15 protein-coding genes are annotated in these 17,800 nt (G+C 58.2%); 10 read left to right on the top strand and 5 right to left on the bottom strand.

The features are described from left to right. From AAFG13_RS35440 to AAFG13_RS35425, 4 genes are all read left to right on the top strand, one after another. Positions 1–1,374, top strand: a complete 1,374-nt coding sequence (locus AAFG13_RS35440) for a pitrilysin family protein (protein WP_342709710.1) — start codon at positions 1–3, stop codon at positions 1,372–1,374. Positions 1,375–2,056: 682 nt separating this feature from the next. Next, positions 2,057–2,638 (top strand): hypothetical protein, encoded by a 582-nt coding sequence (locus AAFG13_RS35435; protein ID WP_342709709.1) that lies wholly within the window; start codon positions 2,057–2,059, stop codon positions 2,636–2,638. Positions 2,639–3,115: 477 nt separating this feature from the next. Continuing rightward, on the top strand, positions 3,116–3,865 hold the full coding sequence (locus tag AAFG13_RS35430) for a hypothetical protein (protein WP_342709708.1): 750 nt from the start codon (positions 3,116–3,118) through the stop codon (positions 3,863–3,865). A gap of 59 nt (positions 3,866–3,924) precedes the next feature. After that, entirely contained in the window at positions 3,925–4,644 is a 720-nt protein-coding gene (locus AAFG13_RS35425; protein ID WP_342709707.1) for a hypothetical protein, read from the top strand. A gap of 338 nt (positions 4,645–4,982) precedes the next feature. On the opposite strand, the gene AAFG13_RS35420 is transcribed toward AAFG13_RS35425, so the two are convergent. From AAFG13_RS35420 to AAFG13_RS35410, 3 genes are all read right to left on the bottom strand, one after another. Further along, entirely contained in the window at positions 4,983–5,228 is a 246-nt protein-coding gene (locus tag AAFG13_RS35420) for a hypothetical protein (RefSeq protein ID WP_342709706.1), read from the bottom strand. A 152-nt stretch (positions 5,229–5,380) separates the two neighbouring features. Next, positions 5,381–7,018: a hypothetical protein gene (locus tag AAFG13_RS35415; protein ID WP_342709705.1), complete on the bottom strand. Its 1,638-nt coding sequence runs from the start codon at positions 7,016–7,018 to the stop codon at positions 5,381–5,383. Between the two features lie 2,890 nt (positions 7,019–9,908). Next, positions 9,909–10,154, bottom strand: coding sequence for a hypothetical protein (locus tag AAFG13_RS35410; protein WP_342709704.1), 246 nt, complete (start codon positions 10,152–10,154; stop codon positions 9,909–9,911). Positions 10,155–10,535: 381 nt separating this feature from the next. Here AAFG13_RS35410 and AAFG13_RS35405 point away from each other — a divergent pair, with 381 nt between their 5' ends. From AAFG13_RS35405 to AAFG13_RS35380, 6 genes are all read left to right on the top strand, one after another. Beyond that, on the top strand, positions 10,536–11,606 hold the full coding sequence (locus tag AAFG13_RS35405; RefSeq protein WP_342709703.1) for a cytochrome-c peroxidase: 1,071 nt from the start codon (positions 10,536–10,538) through the stop codon (positions 11,604–11,606). Positions 11,607–11,887: 281 nt separating this feature from the next. Beyond that, on the top strand, positions 11,888–12,349 hold the full coding sequence (locus AAFG13_RS35400) for a hypothetical protein (RefSeq protein ID WP_342709702.1): 462 nt from the start codon (positions 11,888–11,890) through the stop codon (positions 12,347–12,349). Then, a complete protein-coding gene (gene modC / locus AAFG13_RS35395; RefSeq protein WP_342709701.1) occupies positions 12,346–13,485 on the top strand; it encodes a molybdenum ABC transporter ATP-binding protein in 1,140 nt (379 codons plus the stop codon). Before AAFG13_RS35400 ends, modC begins: the two co-directional genes overlap by 4 nt. Positions 13,486–13,524: 39 nt before the next feature. Continuing rightward, positions 13,525–14,202, top strand: coding sequence for a DUF2478 domain-containing protein (locus AAFG13_RS35390; protein WP_342709700.1), 678 nt, complete (start codon positions 13,525–13,527; stop codon positions 14,200–14,202). A 647-nt stretch (positions 14,203–14,849) separates the two neighbouring features. Further along, the gene (locus AAFG13_RS35385; protein WP_342713458.1) at positions 14,850–15,404 is read left to right on the top strand and encodes a peroxiredoxin; all 555 of its coding nucleotides are present in this window, start codon (positions 14,850–14,852) and stop codon (positions 15,402–15,404) included. A 6-nt stretch (positions 15,405–15,410) separates the two neighbouring features. Then, positions 15,411–15,959, top strand: coding sequence for a carboxymuconolactone decarboxylase family protein (locus AAFG13_RS35380; protein WP_342709699.1), 549 nt, complete (start codon positions 15,411–15,413; stop codon positions 15,957–15,959). Positions 15,960–16,156: 197 nt separating this feature from the next. Here the strand turns inward: AAFG13_RS35380 and AAFG13_RS35375 are convergent, their stop codons facing one another. Both AAFG13_RS35375 and AAFG13_RS35370 read right to left on the bottom strand, forming a co-directional pair. After that, positions 16,157–16,453 carry a ferredoxin family protein gene (locus AAFG13_RS35375; RefSeq protein ID WP_342709698.1) on the bottom strand — a complete coding sequence of 99 codons (297 nt, stop codon included), beginning with the start codon at positions 16,451–16,453 and terminating at the stop codon, positions 16,157–16,159. Positions 16,454–16,491: 38 nt separating this feature from the next. After that, positions 16,492–17,799, bottom strand: a complete 1,308-nt coding sequence (locus tag AAFG13_RS35370) for an FAD-dependent oxidoreductase (RefSeq protein ID WP_342709697.1) — start codon at positions 17,797–17,799, stop codon at positions 16,492–16,494. Position 17,800: the final 1 nt, after the last annotated feature.

Raw genomic sequence — 17,800 nt, 5'->3', positions numbered from 1 at the left:
ATGCTCGCCTCGCCCGCTCCGCTTGCCAAGGCCAGGACGCTTGCCGCGACCAAGATCAAGCGCCTGGTCTCGTCTTGCGGTATAGAAGCCTGGTTCGTGCAAGATTCCACTGTCCCGTTGATCGCCATGGAATACGCCTTCGCGGGCGGCGCGACCCAGGACCCCACCGACAAACCCGGCGTCGGCCACATGGTTGCTGGCCTGCTCAAGGAAGGTTCCGGCGATCTTGACTTCAAGACCTTTCATGAGCGGCTCGACCGTCGTGCCATAGAGCTGAGCTTTCGCTCGCCCCACGATCACTTCCGCGGCGCCCTGCGCACGCTCAACGACAACGCGGACGAGGCCTTCGAGCTGTTACGAATGGCGCTGACCTCACCGCGTTTCAACCCGGCCGATGTCGAACGGATCCGTGCCAGCAAGCTTGCGCGCCTTCGGTACGACTCGACTGATCCTTCCTCGCTCGCCAATCGCAAGTTCCTCGAAGTCACCTTTAACGATCATCCTTATGCTCGCCCAACTGGGGGCTCGATCGAAAGCGTGCCGAAGATAGAGGTCGCGGATCTCAAGGGCTACCTCCGACGCGTGATCGCAAAAGAGACGCTCAAGATCGCGGTCGTCGGCGACGTCAATCCGGAGGTTCTCTGCACATTGCTCGACAGGACCTTTGGCGGCCTGCCGGCCAAGGCGGAATCGACGCCGGTCTCCGACATTGTCGCAGCAAGGCCGCCGCAGCGCGTCTTCATCCCGTTCGATGTGCCGCAGACAGTTGTGACTTTCGGTGGTCCCGGCGTCCGCCGCAGCGAGCCCGATTTCATGGCGGCCTATGTCGTCAACCAAATCCTTGGCGGCGCCGGTCTGACGTCGCGGTTGTTCCGCGAAGTCCGCGAGAAGCGCGGGCTTGCCTATTTCGTCCGTGAGCACCTCGTCTGGATGGATCATTCGGCCATGTTTGTCGGCAGTAGCGGCACCAGCACCGATCGCGCCGGCGACACGGTCGAACAGATTGAGAAGCAAATCCGCCACATCGCCGAGGAAGGCCCGACCCAGCAGGAACTCGATGATGCAAAGTCTTACCTGAAGGGCTCGCAAGTGCTGGCCCTCAACACAACATCAAAGCTTGCGCAAACGCTGCTGCAGCATCAGCTTGACAAGCTGCCGATCGACTATTTCGAAGAGCACAACGCCGTGGTCGATGCGGTGACGCTGGAGGACGCCAAGAGGGTCGCGCAACGGCTGTGGGGCCAGGGCCTGCTCACCATTATCGTCGGCCGCTCCCCAATGGACGGAGCTCAGTCGGCCACCGTGCCATCGGCGACCACATCGCCAGCCGAGAAGCTAGACGCCACACCCACAATACCAGGGAAATCCAATTGACTTCTAGGGAACCCAGGCGCGTAGCAATAGCCTCGCTGTCCACTCTCACTGATTGCGGTGGGAACTGGAGCACGGCTACCGCTGGCACAGAATCCGGCTCAAAATGTTGGACCAAGGTTGAATCACAGGAAGCGGCGGCCCCTGCGCAATATGCTTTCGGAACATGTGCTCGCACGCGAAAGCAGGTCGTCAGGCTGAGTGCGAAAGGGCCCTGTTCGCGTGATGATCTGCATACCGATTCGATCCCAAGCCCCCCGGTTCCGAACGTCCATCGAAGGCAATCGTCGACAAGTATTCGGCTCATGCCGAACGGTGCCTAGCCGTGGGGGCGCGCGTCGAGCTGGCAATAGCGGAGACTTTGGCTAGCGACTTCGCCTGCAACTCGCCAACGGAAATTCTCGGCAGGTCCTAAAGCGCTTGCCTGACGCATCAGGACCTTACCCATGGGCGAGCCGGCAGATGTCGACGCCCGATCTTCTGCAAGGCCGCCCTGCTTCGATAGTTGCGGTTATCGCCGCGCGCGATTTCGGACCTCGAAGCACGTTGCATCAGATAATGCCGCGTCTGCGCGTTCCCTCGGGCAAGCTCTACATTAGCCGTTCGGCCATTCCTCACCTGGACGAAGCGCAGTCTCACGAGGGAGGAGGCGTCCTGTTGGAAGCCGGCACGCATCGCAGAATTTATGCGACTCGATCCGAAAGCCGCCTCGACCGAAATCGAACTGCTCAAGCGGTCCGCTGGATCCCCCGTCGGCAATCTCCGCGTCAAGGAGGCGCATCTTTTGGAGGCCGAGCAGCTCGCCAAGATGATCCACGTCGGAGCGACCATGGAAGAGATCCTGAACCGCGACGCAACCTTCCTGGAAGTCGCGGATCACTTCTCAAGGCTCGCGTCCGGATCATCGGGTCTTCGGGGAGATTGGCCGAAGGTCGCGCTCACCCAGTCGAAAGATGGGCTCTGGTACCCAGCCCCGATGGTGGACGATCAGGACTCGCGCGCGCATGTCATTGGCAAGCTTCTTCGAAGCAGTGAACCAACGGACAGACGCATCCTCGAGGCCGAAGCCGGCTATCTCAAGGTCACCAAGGATTTCGGGCTGAACGTCGAAAGCGAAAACACCTTCGGCGACGGCGTGCTGGTCATTGCTATGTGCGTCATGACGCATTCCAACGCTCGCACATCTCGATGTTCTCTCAGCAGACTTGAGAGCTCGATCGTTGCACCGTCATCTCAGGAGTCGACTAGCCACTTCGCGTTCTGGTGAAAAAGAGACTATCGAGGAGATGCTTGATATCGGCCACGCCGTAGTTGGACGTATTTGAGTCGCGACCCTTTCTCACTTCGCCTGCGCAGCACCGCCTCGATGGCGCTACCAGCAAGCTTACAATCTGACGCCACGTAAGATTCAAGTGGTTTGATGTCGATCTAAGATCGGCAGGAATAACCGGCTGATGGTGATCGTGACGATGATCACAGGCGTGCAGCTGATTCTTCGAACTCTTCCAGCTCCTCACAAACCTCACATAGATCACGAGTACGAGTGATTAGCTGCCGTTCTCGACCTGCATCGTCTTTGCAATCAAGCGGCCTCACTGGCTTGATGTTAGGAAATGTCGACCAGTCGCGCGTCTCGTATCAAAGATTCGATTGCCCCTTCTTTCTGCCATGTTCGCATCCAAAGCAGGTACTCGCCGATAGCGTGCTTCGCGCGCGGCAATAACGAGTGTCTCAGGAGATTTCCATGGTGAAGCCAGTTGTGATTGTGGTGGGTGCGGACAAAGGAGGTGTCGGCAAGACGACCGTATCACGGACGCTTCTGGACTACTTCAGAGTCAATAACGTGCAAACACGCGCATTCGACACGGAGTCGCCGCGGGGGACGCTGAAGCGCTTCTATCCGGAGATCACCGAGATCGTCGATATGACAACGACCGCGGACCAGATGAAGATCTTCGATACCCTGAACTCAGGGCTTTCCGTCACCGTCATCGATGCGCGCGCCGGCTTACTGTCCTCCGCACTGGCCTCCTTGCGCGACATCGGGTTTTTGGATGCGGCGCGGTCTGGACAGATCACCTTTGCCGTATTCCATATCTTGGGATCATCTATCGCTTCGCTGGACGAGATCGCCGAGACCGCGACCTACATGAACGGCGCAAAATACTATCTGGTCAAAAACTTCATCAACGACACTCAATTCTTCCAGTGGGACCAGCCGACCTATAATTCCTATTTTCACCGCGTCAAGCATGCGACCGAGTTGACCATACCGAAACTTAACGAGATGGCCTATGAGCAGGTCGAAGTCGCTTCCGTCCCATTCGTTGACTTCGTCGCAAACAAGGGACGGAACGATGAGCCGGCGAATAACTCCTTCGTGCTGCGCGGCTATGTTCGACATTGGCTGGCAAATGTCTGGAGCGAATTTGATCGCATCGGCTTGACGGAATTGACCGGAGCTAAGTCAGCCGGCCGTGGCGACGAGAAGTAGTCGCATTATCGGCGAGCGACGGGTTGAGCCCAATACGAAACGAGATTGATCTGCTGGCTATGTTAGCAACCCCCATCTACATCATCTGCTCTCCTAGCCCGCAGGTCGGCAAAACTCTCATCGCTCGCCTCCTGAGCGAGTTCTTGCTGCTAAAAAATGGCAAGGCGCTCTCCTTCGATGTCAGTCTGAAGGAGCCGTCATTGCTCGATTACCTCCCCAACATCACGGAGACCGCAGATGTGATCGATACTTACGGCAAGATGCAGTTGATGGACCCGCTGATCATCCACGACGGGGTCGCCAAGGTGATCGATCTCGGTTTCCATGCCTTTGATGAATTCTTCAAGATGTGCGAGGAGATCGGCTTTATGAAGGAGACGATGCGCTGCTATGTCGCGCCTATTATCTTTTTCGTCGCGGGCGCTGACCGCATCTCCTTTCGTAGTTATGACATGCTGCGGCGGCGGATTCCGCCGGCGGCGCTGGTCACTGTCCACAATGAATTCGTGTTGCGCGACAGTTTACCTGATGCGATGGATGGCGAGCGTGTACTACGGATTCGCGCGCTGCCGCTGTTTCTCAAGAGATATATCGATCGACTTAACTTTTCCTTCACCGGATATCTGCGCAACGAGAAGGACTGGTCCACCGAGTTGCATCAGTGGATCCGACGAAATTACACCATGTTTCGCGACCTTGACTCGAGTGTGATGCTGCGGGGACCCTATCGATCTCGAGCGACGAATATCGAAAGCCTGCGGGGCACAAGGGCACACTGAAGTTCCGGCGCGCCATCCATTCCCCAAGAGGAGGTGGACGTGTGGAACTGCGATAAAGGATTCTTCACCCGTAAAGAGCAGTCGAGAGTACCTTTTCAAGCCGGCGCGCGCTCTCGGCGCAATCGACAAAGGCCTGGGTCCTGGATTATGTCATTCTCGATGACAAGCTTCCTCCTGTTCTAACATCGGCCGCGAGGAGCGATCTTCCAACATCGGCTCATGCTCTCGCAGATTTCGACGGACAAGCGACGATGACCCGGCTCTTGGTTCGCTCCCATTGTCGGTTGAACAAACGGCTGCATCTGCAGTGATACGACGGATATTTCTCTACGTTCAGCTCATTGCAACCGATCCATGCCGTGACCGATGAACTCGAGCATTGACTTTGCCTTGTTGATCTCGCGTGAGACACGCTTCAGGATCCGGATTGCCGCCTCTTCCGTCGCAATCAGCCCCGCTCTTTCGCAGGCTAGCCCGAAATGATGCATCACCTGTTCGTCGGATGGCGTGATGCGATTCTGCAACACGCTGGTCGTCAATGATGAGAGCATGTGGTTGACGACATCCTTCTCAGCCTCGATCAAGAACTACGTCCTTCTGATTGTTTGCTCAATTCTATGAAATGTGAACGCTGCCAACCGTATCACCAGGCGGCGTTCGCTGCGCCGGATTGTCGTGTTCGAGACGTCTGCATCATGCGTATTGAAGACAACTGCCGAGAGATTTCTTTGGTCGATTATCTCGTCTGCCGGGTCCGCTTCTCTCCAACACGGGGCTGCGCGGCTTCAGTTTGCGTGAGTTGCAGCTGCCTGATGATCTCCGCTATCGTCCGATAGCCGGCGGCGTCTTGCGGCCATTTGCTAAAGCCATTGAGCAGATTCTCCGATTCCAGCTTGGTAAAGTCGAACAGCCGGACACCCCGGCGAAGGACCTCATCGGCTATTGTGATCGTGGCTTGGCGGGCGGCGCTCTCTTGCGGCCATTTGTTGAAACCGATCACCAGGCCCCTGAGGTCCTGGGCGGTGAAACATGAGAGCCCCGCCTTGCGTTCGGCGCGGCGAAGGAACTCGCCCGCGAGCACGACGGTCACTTGACCACAAGGCAGTTCCTCCGGCCAATTGCTGAAGCCGTTCACCAAATTCGCCAGTCCCTGCTGTGAGAAATCGCAGAGCTGAGCGGCGCGGCGCAAGACCTCGCGAGCGAGTGCGACCGCGGCTCGGCGAAAGGCGGCCTCTTCCGGCCACCTGCCAAAGCCGTTCACCAGGTTTGCCAGCCCCTGCTGAGTTAGATCAGGGAGTTGGGCGGCACGGCAGAGTACCTCACCGGCGATCGCGACCGTAGCATTGCGACAGGTCGCATCTTCAGGCCATTTGCAAAACCCGTTCACAAGATTCGAAAGTGCTTGCTGGGTATAATGAGGAAGCTGGGCGGCACGGCGCAAGAGCTCATTTGCGATCGCAACTGTCGCTTGGCGCGAGGCTGCCTCATCTGGCCATTTACTGAAGCCATTCACCAAATGCGCCAGATCCTGCTCGCTAAACTCGTAAAACCGGACGGCACGTCCAAGGACTTCGCCCGCAATCGCGACTGTGACTTGACCACAGGGCAGCTCTTCCGGCCACTTGCTGAAGCCGTTCACGAGGATGGCCAACCCCTGCTGAGCAAAATCGCAGAGCCGGCCGGGACGGCGCAGGATTTCGTGGGCAAGCGCGGTCGCCGCTTGGCGCGAGGCCACCTCTTCCGGCCATTTGCTGAAGCCGTTGACCAGGCTTACCAACCCTTGCTGTGTAAAGTCAGAGAGCTGGTGGTGGCGACCCGCACGGCGAATGACCTCACCCGCGATCGCGGCCGCAGCCTGACGAAAGTCAGCCTCTTCCGGCCATTTGCTGAAACCGTTTATCAACCCTGCCAGGCTCAGATTGTTCAAACGTTGAAGCGATCTGCTTTCCTCGCGACAAAAGTTAGCTATTCTGATCGCTCCGTTGCGACACTCCGCTCTACTGGAGTGCCGACCGAATGACGCCGTAAATATAGAGAGGGCTCTGGTTCCGACTTTCCCAATCAGCGCATGGTCAAGCTGCGACACACGAGAAGCCATTCTCTCGCAAGCGTCCCGGCCAGCCTGGCCTCCGGCCTTTCGGCTCACCGCGTTGCATGTCGTGGCATAGCCCCACGATCTCCCGGCACGGATGCTTTCCTCGAAACTCGGCAGAAATCTAGATTGAAACTCAACGGCAGCTTTTTGCAGAAATGCGGCGTGATCCGCCTTGCGCAGCTGCTTGTCGCGCGTGACCACTGCAGTTGAGAATTCAACGATATCGCGAGCACGATCGATTTCGCTCAACGCCGTCGTCAAGTTAGTTTGAGCGGACATAAGACCTTCCGAGCTTTCACCGCAGCGCCCTGTGCGGCCACGCGCTCAATGCGACCGGTCGTCGCCTCTGGATACCCGCCTATGCAGTTGAGGTATCTGCCTGCTAGCGCTGGGCTGTTTACTCACCGCGTTCTCGTTGCGCGGGGATAAATACGATCGCAGCTGTTGCCGGACCACATTCTGCATCATTCCATGATCTCATGCCATATCGCGAGCCCGCTTGTCGCAGCGCAATTGACAATAGCCCGCACAGCGTCGCCCCGTGCCCACGATGCAACTAGTTTTCGTGCCCGTCGCCCGCAAGCGACAGGATTGGCAATTAGCATGCCGTCGCTGCCGATCACTATTTGCCACTGAGTCATAGACGCGTGTCCCGCCTGCTTTATTCCTCTACGAGACTACAACCTGACGCAACGTGCGATTCAAGCTGTTAAATGGGTGTCTTGACGCTGGATGTGCACAGCCGACGATGATAGCAAATGATTATCAGTGGAGTGCCTATTGAGTTCGACACTGAACCCGACTGAAATAATAATAATGATCTGTGATAGGCAGAGCTCTCACGCTTGGCCCGTGCGTATTCTTGGGCCGAGTTGCATGTGCAGCGTATCGCGGTCATGCTCGCTTTCCAACAAAGGAAGAACGTCGCGACCACGCGGTTTCTCAAGGTGTTGGTGGGCTCGCGCACCACGCTCATTTATCGATTGATAAGGCCGATTGCGATGCCGGTAGCAGCGCCAGACTGGCCACTGCTGGGAGAGAGGCGAGCGCAATAAAGTCGCCATCATTTTGCATCACTTGCGCCCGTTGGGGTCAACGTCGCCACGTTCCGGGTCGTGCTCTGCTGGACTAAGGTGAAGCCAAGGCCGAGCGGCTGGGCATCGAACAAAGTCGTCAAACAAATGTCACTTTGGTGCCATCGACCATGGCGGCGTGCATTGTGTCTGACGAGCTCCTGCTTGACCGTCAGCTTCCTCGGGCGTCGGACCCGGCCTAAACCTCTCTGATATACGTCGACCGTGTAGCGTGCAGGAAATATGCGATGTACACCGTCACAACGCCGGGAAACGCAATGATCTGCAGCAAATACTTTTTCACACGCGCAGCGTCAGCTGGTACCGGTTGATGAGAGCCTTGCACACCTCAAACCGCTCGCCATATTCCCCGAGGACATGGGCAACTCGCAAGTTTCTTAGACGCAGCTGTTCGGCATGTATGCGGCGCCATGGAGCGGTTGCGCCCGGATATCGGCCGCATGCTCGATGATTCCAAATCGCCGGGTAAACCTAAATCTGCAATCTGTGATGACGTCGATCGATGATAGATTGAGTGAGATCAGATGGGTGCGAAACGAGATTTGGCGTTGTCGTAGGTTGCTTCGAGCGGGGCTGCCTGGCGCGGAGCGCGAGGTCGTGGAGAAGCGGCTGCTTGGACAGCTTTCTGCCTTCGAACGGCTCTTGGCGACCGCATTTCCTATGGTGCTGAGCACTGGAGCGAATTCGACGAAAAGCACCGTAGTTGGGCCAAGCGATTCCACTTTGGCGCCGATCGAGAACGCAGCAATCGCGTCACGCGGTTCCTTCGGAAGGTCGATTGGCGGCCAACGTGAGTGACTTCCCGTGCTCGATTTACTCCCTCAAGGGCGACGGTCAACGCCACGCTAATCGCGCGACGAGCAGCTCTGAATTGGAAGGCCGCCATAGAATAAAATCGCAACGCCAGCATTCAAGCGATTTCGCTGCCGGTTATAGGCGATTTGACCGCCTGCTAGGAGCATTAGGCTGACGTCGCCATAGATTGACGGACCGTAGGAATTCCAGGACGATGCCTGGCCGTAACCAGCCCTGACGTGAATACCGTATATCCCCCGGGTCAGTTTCGGCGAACCGGTGGCAACTTCACTACTGCCTCAAGGTCCGCGGAATTGGCTGCACCGCTGATAACTAGCTAGTGCAGCACCGAAAATGCGAGCTTCCGATCGCATCACGACCTCACAACGGGCGTGCGCGCCTCTCGATCGCCGAACGAGGCTATCGATTGCTGGAACTTGGATGCCCGCCAGTGGATCAACGGCGCTCCAGCCGGAGGGACGCTTTCAGCCCGATCAATCCGCTTCAAGACAACCAGCCTGACGAAAGCTCCAGCACCCACCTCGTTTGGACCGCTGACTGCCGGTTACATTCTGAGATTGACGCTCGGGCGGCTCACTCCCGATGCAGGACGATCGGAAGCTTGTCGACGCCTCGTTTCGCCCGTCCCTTTCTTTCCGCCGCGGTTGGCATCACCCGGCGACATTCGACAAGCAAGCTTTTGAAATTGTCCCGAAGACAAAACATGGTCGCGTCCGCATCTCCACGTCCTGTAAAGCGATTGCAAAAGCGCATCACGTCTGGTCTGCACGACATCAAGACCTCATCCGACCTCCGATCTCGCGCGTGACCGCATCCCGTGCACAACATGGCCGCGATCGCAATCACAGCATGGACGGCTGAATCGCGATATGCACGGGAGGTCCAACCCGCTCGTCGGTCTTGGTTCACCAAACCTCTCTTACGCTGCATATCCTTCATGATTGTTCTTTGCCCCGTGACTATCACCCTGGTGCCGGGAAGATGGCCAGGTATTCGCAGCAACCGTCGTGCTATTGCAGGGCCGGCGTCATCTTTGCCGTGCTTCCGAATCATCGTTCCACCACGCGCAACAGTCCTGTCGCCAAGACCAACGCACAGCAAAGATCGGCGGCACACGCGGCTCGCGCAGCCGCCTTTAAAGCTTGAGACATTCGCGATGTTGGTTCCCAGTGTGAATCGTTTTTCAAAGGCGTCCGATCTTGGAAGACCTACAACCTGACGCTACAGGCGATTCAAGCACTTTGAGCGTCGAGTAAGTCTCAATGCGCTCTGAGATGGCATATCTGAATCTTGACCTGAGCCGGTAACACTAACTCCTCGACAATTGCACGCTTCTCCGGCTGCACCGCGTGCGAGACGTCATCCGATGTCGACCGATGATCGCGCGGCCTAATGTTGGAGCGCAGCGCATTGTTGAAGGCGCCGCAGACGAGCATCGCGATTCCATCGAGACGATCACCCGACACGCCGTGTCGACGCTGCTCGCCTTGTGCGGTGCCGACCAATGCCTTAAAGCCTGCATGCCCGACGATGGGCGGGGACCGACAGCTTTACGGCCTGAACACAAGGTTTGACGATGGGCCCAAAATGCATTGGCCTGCGCTGGTGATCGCCGCATCCGTGACGGACAGTTGATTTCGCAGGTTCAGGCCGCCTGCTGCTGCTCCTGGTCTGCAGTTCCTTGAGACAAGATCAGCCCTTGACCCCGACTGGCACGGCAGTTGCTACTAACAGCGGCAAGCGTGAGCCCTGGGTGCAGCCTAGCCGCAACATATAAGACGCCATTTGTCTTTGACTGCTGCCAGCCATTCTGCAGACGCAGGCCGCGTGAATCCCGCGCTATGTTCGCGATGTCAGGATCTAGGATAACAGACGGTAAGATCGGTATGAGGAAATCAGTGGCACGAGAGCTTTACACGGCAGGCAAGTTGTGTGTTGCGGCCGCCGGGATTCTGGCCACGTCAACAGCAAGTGCCAACGATGATTTGATGAACGCCGCGAGGCGGATTTTTAAGCCGATCCCCTCAGTCGTTCCTGAGATGAAGGATAACCCTATCACCCACGAAAAGGTTACACTTGGCAAATCCCTGTTCTTCGACCCGAGGCTATCGGCGAGCGAGGTCATTAGCTGCAATACATGTCATAATCTTGGGACCGGCGGAGTAGATGCCGGTCCGTTGTCGGTTGGACATCGCTGGCAGCTGGGTTCTCGTCGCGCGCCAACGGTCTATAACGCAGTCTTCAACGTGGCGCAGTTCTGGGATGGTCGCGCGGCAGACCTCAAGACCCAGGCCGCGGGCCCTATCCAGTCCAGTAAAGAAATGAATTCGACGCCCGCTCACGTGCTCAACACGTTGAGTTCGATGAACGATTATGTCGTTATGTTCAATAAGGCGTTCCCCAACGATGCGGCGCCGCTTACCTTTGAAAATTTCGCCAAGGCCATCGAGGCTTTCGAGACGACGTTGATCACACCCGCCGCCGCCTTCGACCGATATCTCGAGGGCGATGCGCATGCGCTTAGCGATCAACAGAAGGCAGGATTAAAGCTATTCATCGAGAAGGGATGCTCCTCCTGCCACAATGGAATCAACGTCGGTGGACAGGATTACTTCCCGTTCGGTGTGATGGAAAGGCCAGCCGCAAGCCTGCTTCCTCGAGACGACAAGGGCCGTTTTACCGTCACCGGCGTGCCCGGCGACGAATATGTATTTCGCTCCGCCCCGTTGCGTAACGTCGCATTGCGCTCCCCTTACTTCCATTCGGGCCAGGTTTGGAGCCTCAAACAGGCGGTTGGCGTGATGGGTGAGATTCAACTCGGCGTGAAGCTTAACGATACGGAAAAAGACGACATCGTCGCGTTTCTGAATTCACTCACCGGGCAGCTGCCTAAGATCGATTATCCGATACTGCCCGCGCGTACTGAGAAAACGCCAAAGCCCTCTGTGGACAAATAAAGCCCTTACGGCACCAGAACCAGGCGTTCGTCGAATGCTGAGGAATACGGCGCAAGCAAGCAAGCTTCTCGTCCATCCTGCATGGCCGGTTGGCGACGCGAACGTCTGAAACCCAACGAGACGATGGGGCCATTCCACACGCTGGGCTTGGACCTATGCGCGTTTCACCATGAGCCAAGCGGGCTGTGCACCATTTTTTTGAACGGCACGCAGATTGCTGGGTGAGGAGCAAGGAGCTGCCGCGACGAAAGCAGTCGCGGCGGACCACCGCCGGAGTTCCAATGAAGCTTATCCGATTGATCCTAATCGATCTGGTTTTGATGCTGCTTGCGCCTCAAATTGCAGAAGCCATGAATATGGGCGTTGGCGCAATTATCACATTGGCTACGAAAGCTGTGGCCCCCTTCAAGCGGACTGCCGGCGCCGAGGCGGTATCGAGCTCTGGCGCGAAGCCACACCTCTCCAGCCAAACGATGCAAGCCCTGCCCGCGACACTGGAACCAGCTTTGTCGATGTCATCGACAAGCGCGGGCGGCAGCGTTCGATTGCCGGCGCTCAAGATGCCGGCTGCCGTAACACCGTCAATCCGCAATCCTGCCGCCGCACCTTATGGCCTCCTCGGGACGGAGAAGCCGCGCTGGAGCGAGACAGACCGGATTGTCGGCGGCGTGGTGATCTTCGCCTTTGCAGCCATTCCGCTCGTGACCTTGATGGAAAGATACAGCGCAGGAACGGGCACGTGAGAGACGCGAAACCTGGCCATATCGAGGTCGCCTTCAACGGCTCTCAGGCCAGCGTCCCGCTGGATGCGCAGTTCAGCGTACCGGCCAAAGGTGTCACGGCCATTTTCGGTCCGCCTGGGTGCGGCAAGACCGCACTCGCGCGCTGCATCGCCGGCGTTCAGCGTCTACCGAGCGGGTTTTGCGCAATCGATGGCGAGATTTGGCAGGATGAGACGACGTTTTGGCCGCCTCATCAGCGTCCCGTCGCATATGTATTCCAGCGACCGATTCTGGTTTCTCATTTGTCTGTCAAGCGTACCCTTCTGTACAACGCGCCCAAATCAACACCGACACTGATCGACTTTGATGGTGTGGTCGAATTGCTCGGCCTGGCGCCATTGCTTGACCGTCAGCCCTCATTTCTTTCTGGGGCCGAGCGACAGCGACTTGCCCTGGGCAGTGCGCTGTTGTCCCAACCTCGGCTACTTTTGCTGGACGACCCGCTCATTTTGCTCGACAGCCCCGCCAAGCGCGAGATTCTGCCATTTCTCGAGCGCATGCGTGAAGAGCTCACGCTGCCGATGATCTATATCAGCCATGACATGGCTGATATCGAGCGCCTTGCCGATCATCTCGTCATGATGAGAGACGGCATTGTGACTGCGGCTGGGCCGCTGCATGCCGTTCAGAGCGGTCCAGCGCTTGCCGCGCGCGACGAAGCGGCGGTTTGCGTTGACACCATCGTCGGCGGCCATGACGGGCGCTATGGGCTAATCATCCTCCGCCTCAAAGGTGCGCGTCTGTTGATACCGGGACCGCCGCTCAGACCCGGCGCGCAGCTACGGCTGCGCATTGCAGCCGGCGATGTCAGCATCACGTGCGAGGCACCGCGCGCAAGTTCCATCCTCAATATCTTTCCGGCACGCATCAAAGCTTCTCTGCCGTTCGACGAAGCTGAGGTGACATTGGTTCTGGCTCTCGAAACAGGCCGATCGGGCGTACCGCTTTTGGCCCGCATCCCGCGCCGCTCCTTTGATGCGCTAAAGCTCAGCAATGGAACGGACGTATTCGCCGAGGTCGCGCGCGCCTTGCCGGTCGCGGCCCCCGAGCGGTTGCTCGTAACCCCTTCCACACCAGCTAGAGATGTTCGACGGTGAGCGCCGACACGAGAACCGCGCGGCAATAGGACCACGGCCATGATCGGCACTCTTGAAGAAATCGATCCGAATGATGTGGCGGCAATTTTGTACCAGCCAAACCACGACGTCGATAAGCTGCTTGCCGATTTTGCCCAGGATCTCGCTCGGCAGGGCGTACGCGTCGGCGGCATCGTCCAGCGACACTTCAAGGGCGCAAACGTAACGCACGCGATGGTTGCAGTCGACGTTGCAACGGGACAAGAGATCTCGATTTCCAAGCCACGCGACAGCGGAGCTATGTCCTGTACGCTCGATACAAATGGACTTGCCGAGGCCGCAGCTGCCGTTTCCCGGGCGCTTCGCGACAAGGTCGATCTCCTCGTGATCAGCAAATTCGCCAAACAAGAAGCGCTTGGCCGCGGCCTGCGCGCCGAATTCGTCGACGCGATCACCCGCGGCGTGCCCCTCCTGACCGCTGTTCCAAGAAAATGCCTTGGCGACTGGCGAACTTTCACCGGGGATGTTGGCACGCTGCTAGTTTGCGATCGTCAAGTCGTGGAGGAATGGTGGCGCGACAGCTCCACGCGCTTGGCGCGCAGCCGGGTGTTCGGTCCCCGGTGCGGCTATCTGGCGACGATGATACCGGACAGCTTGATGACGGCGGTGAGACTATCGGGCACGCTGGCTCCGAAAGCGCCGGCCGGGCCTCTCCGCCGCCTGCGAAAAGCGCCTTAGCTCCGGCATCCACTCCACATTCTGAGCCAGCAGATGCGCTGCGATGGCGCTGATGATACCGTCTAGTCCGCGAGAAGCCACTCCCACAAGCTCGGCGCGCACTATCAATCAAAGCCCTTATCAGGCCCTTAGTCGGTTCTGCAGCCCGGCCGATCGACGACGAGCTGTTGAGGTCTGCCTGGCATCCTCCCCCGCCAATCACCTAACCGCCGCCCGGGTGCCATCCACTACGAAGACGCCCAATGATAATCCTTCTTCTGCCGGCGCATGCTAGCGACTTGCAGGTTGGCACCCAGCCGTGCCGTACGCCCATCATTCTCGGGCAGAGTCGTGGTGCACGCCTCAGGGCCAGAATTTTGGGCGCACTACAGCGCGTCAGTCACCTCACCCCATTAGGTTCCAGAATTGCTTCAGCATCGCAAACCCAGCTGAACAGCGCACTCGATCAATTCGTTTCGCGCGCGCGAGCATCGCGCATGCACGCGGCACGATTGGATATGGATCTGAGATCCAATCGAGCAAAGGTAGATGCTGCAGCAGAGCTCCAGGTTGGCGTGGTCACGACAATCGGATTTGAGAACGCATGGCATATAGCTTGCTTCACAGGTGACAGCACGATCTACATAAAACAGACCTGTGAGGACAGCATGCTTGGAATTGGAAGTCAGTTGCCACCGTTTGAGGTCACGGGCGTGAAGCCCGGCTTTCAGGCGCAGGAAGAAAATGGGCAGAGCGCCTTCGAGACGCTGACCGAAACGAGCTTTCCAGAAAGATGGAAGATCATCTTCTTCTATCCCAAGGATTTTACCTTCGTCTGCCCGACCGAGATCGCCGAGTTTGCCCGGCTGTCCAAGGAATTCGCCGATCGCGATGCGGTCGTGCTGGGTGGTTCGACGGACAACGAGTTCTGCAAGCTCGCCTGGCGGCGCTCGCATGTCGACCTGCACAATCTACCGATCTGGCAGTTTGCCGACACAAAGGGAACCCTTGTCGATGGCCTTGGTGTGCGTTCACCCGAGGGCGTCGCCTATCGCTACACCTTTATCGTTGACCCCGACAACACAATCCAACACGTCTATGCCACCAATCTCAATGTCGGGCGCAGCCCCAAGGACACGCTCCGCGTTCTGGACGCGCTGCAAACCGACGAGCTCTGTCCCTGCAACCGCGAAGTCGGCGGCGAAACCCTGAAGGTTGCTTGAGGCAGCATGTCGTCGATCGAACAGTTGAATGAAACTATTCCCGATTTCGCCAAGGACGTCAGGCTCAACCTGACCTCCTTGTTGGCCGATGAGACGCTCTCGCCGCAGCGACAATACGGACTACTTCTGGCGAGCGCGATTGCCACCCGCAACGCAGCCCTGATTGCCGCGATGGAATCGGCTGCAGCCGCGGTGATGACGCCTGTGGCAATTTCCGCAGCGAAATCCGCAGCCTCTGTGATGGCGATGAACAACGTCTACTATCGCTTCGTTCACCTCGTCTCCAACCCGGATTACAAGACGATGTCGTCCCGGCTGCGCATGAACGTGATCGGCAATCCCGGCGTGGACAAGTCCGACTTCGAGCTGTGGTCGCTGGCGGTCTCAGCCATAAACGGCTGCGGTGCCTGTATCGACGCCCACGAGAAGACGCTGCGAGCCGCGGGCGTCAGTTCCGAGGCGATCCAGACCGCGGTGCGGTTTGCTGCGATCGTACAGTCAGTGGCGGTTGCGATCGAGGCCGCTGGGCCTACCCCTTCCCAGACGACGGGCTGATTCCCCTTGCCACCGGATCGACGCCTGGCGCCACTCAATGGCGCCGCAACCAGTCCTTCGCGTAAACCGAGCTTGCGGGGCGTACCCTTGAGGTGCCAGCCTCGCTCGAATCTTACCCCATGTGCAGGGGAGGCGGAATGCGCCGGTGAGATCCCCCGTCTATTTTGGCGATCACACCACAGTTCTTCGTTCCATTCTCACCCAAACTTGAACAGCACTCCGTACCCGCCGCGCGGATGGCTCCATTGGATGTCGCCGGTTGGCTCGGCGATCACGCGGCAGGTGCCGCACTCGATGCAGCCGTCGACCGTTATCTCGACCTGGCCATTGTCGTTGAGTTCGTAGCATCGCGCGGGGCAGACTTTCAAAAGCGCAAGTAGCTGTGGTGACGGCGTCGTGTGTGCGCGCACCTTGACGTGGGGATGACCGACATCGACAAGATAGCGGTTGTAGTACAGCTTGTCTTCGACGCGCATTGAGGGTTCGACATTCATGCGTTGACCTTCCATTGGTGAACTTAAGCTGTTGCCGGTCAGCGCCAGGCCCGGGCAAACCGACACGCATCGCCGAACAGACCTGTCCATGACCGCGCCCTGACAAACGATTTCAGGGTCGCCTTCTCCTTCTCAGCCTTCGGCGTACCATCGACGCGCACAAAGTTCTGCATCGCCTTGGAGATAAGCTGCGGATAGGTAAGAAAGAAGTTTTGCGAATGCGTGTGCATCAGCGTCGGCAAATCCTTGTACTTCTTGAGATCCTTGATGACGAAAGAGTCGTCAAGCATCTTCTTGTAGAGTGACAGATTTGTCGCGGTCATCGGCTCGCGGCGCGATTTCACCTGAACGATCGCTTCGGCCGCGATGCGGCCTGAGGTCATCGCAAGATTCGAACCCTCGCGATGAATGGCGTTGTTGAGCTGCGCCGCGTCCCCCACCACCACCCAGCCGTCACCGTGGAGCTGCGGGATCGCCTTGTAACCGCCTTCGGGAATGAGATGCGCCGAATACTCCTTGACTTCGGAACCTGCGATCAGCGGCGCCACGGACGGATGCTGCTTGAAATGATCGAGCATGCCGTAAGGCGTCTGGCCGGTGCGCTGGAAATCGGCGACGAGACAACCGATGCCGAGCGAAATGCACTCCTTGTTGGCATAGATGAAACCCATTCCGGTCATGCCGCGGGAAATGGTACCGGCCGCCTCGATGACGACGCCTTCATCGCCCTTAAGATTGAAACGCGCCTCGATAGTCTCGCGCGGCAAAAAGTGCATTTCCTTCACCGCGAGCGCAACGTTATCGGGTGTCGGCCGCGCGCGCAGCCCCGCGCGGGTCCCGAGCAGGCCGTTAACACCCTCCGCCAGCACGACGACGTCGGCATGTATTTCGCCGTCGCGGCGATCCGTACGAACTCCGACGACCCTCTCACGGTCGTCCCGTGCGAGCTCGGTGACTGTCGTCTCGCACAGCACGGTCGCGCCGGCCTCCCTCACCTTCGACGAGAACCATTTGTCAAACTGCGCGCGTATGATCGTGTAGCGGTTCGGCCGTTCCTCGTTGAAGTCATCCGAGCGGTAATGCATGCCGACATGGGATCGATCATCCATTATCCAGAATCGCTGTTCGACCAGATGCCGTTCGAGCGGTGCCTCCTCGCGAAACTCGGGAATCAGCTTTTCCATCATGTCGGCATAGAGGATTGCGCCCTGCACATTCTTCGATCCGGGATATTCGCCCCGCTCGAGCTGCAGCACCTTCATGCCGCGCTTGGCCATGGTCAACGCCGCCGCGTTTCCGGCCATGCCGGCTCCGACCACGATCGCATCGAACCTCTCTTCAATCATC

The sequence above is a fragment of the Bradyrhizobium sp. B124 genome, assembly GCF_038967635.1.
Classification (GTDB): Bacteria; Pseudomonadota; Alphaproteobacteria; order Rhizobiales; family Xanthobacteraceae; genus Bradyrhizobium.
The sequence above is the reverse complement of the archived record's forward strand: the minus strand, read 5'-3'. Positions and strand labels throughout refer to the sequence as shown.

Excerpts from the sequence above, each read along its gene's own strand:
- AAFG13_RS35440 (WP_342709710.1), top strand. The coding sequence starts at position 1 with ATGCTCGCCTCGCCCGCTCCGCTTGCCAAGGCCAGGACGCTTGCCGCG.
- AAFG13_RS35435 (WP_342709709.1), top strand. The coding sequence starts at position 2,057 with ATGCGACTCGATCCGAAAGCCGCCTCGACCGAAATCGAACTGCTCAAG.
- AAFG13_RS35430 (WP_342709708.1), top strand. The coding sequence starts at position 3,116 with ATGGTGAAGCCAGTTGTGATTGTGGTGGGTGCGGACAAAGGAGGTGTC.
- AAFG13_RS35425 (WP_342709707.1), top strand. The coding sequence starts at position 3,925 with ATGTTAGCAACCCCCATCTACATCATCTGCTCTCCTAGCCCGCAGGTC.
- AAFG13_RS35415 (WP_342709705.1), bottom strand. The coding sequence starts at position 7,018 with ATGTCCGCTCAAACTAACTTGACGACGGCGTTGAGCGAAATCGATCGT.
- AAFG13_RS35405 (WP_342709703.1), top strand. The coding sequence starts at position 10,536 with ATGAGGAAATCAGTGGCACGAGAGCTTTACACGGCAGGCAAGTTGTGT.
- AAFG13_RS35400 (WP_342709702.1), top strand. The coding sequence starts at position 11,888 with ATGAAGCTTATCCGATTGATCCTAATCGATCTGGTTTTGATGCTGCTT.
- AAFG13_RS35390 (WP_342709700.1), top strand. The coding sequence starts at position 13,525 with ATGATCGGCACTCTTGAAGAAATCGATCCGAATGATGTGGCGGCAATT.
- AAFG13_RS35385 (WP_342713458.1), top strand. The coding sequence starts at position 14,850 with ATGCTTGGAATTGGAAGTCAGTTGCCACCGTTTGAGGTCACGGGCGTG.
- AAFG13_RS35380 (WP_342709699.1), top strand. The coding sequence starts at position 15,411 with ATGTCGTCGATCGAACAGTTGAATGAAACTATTCCCGATTTCGCCAAG.
- AAFG13_RS35375 (WP_342709698.1), bottom strand. The coding sequence starts at position 16,453 with ATGAATGTCGAACCCTCAATGCGCGTCGAAGACAAGCTGTACTACAAC.
- AAFG13_RS35370 (WP_342709697.1), bottom strand. The coding sequence starts at position 17,799 with ATGATTGAAGAGAGGTTCGATGCGATCGTGGTCGGAGCCGGCATGGCC.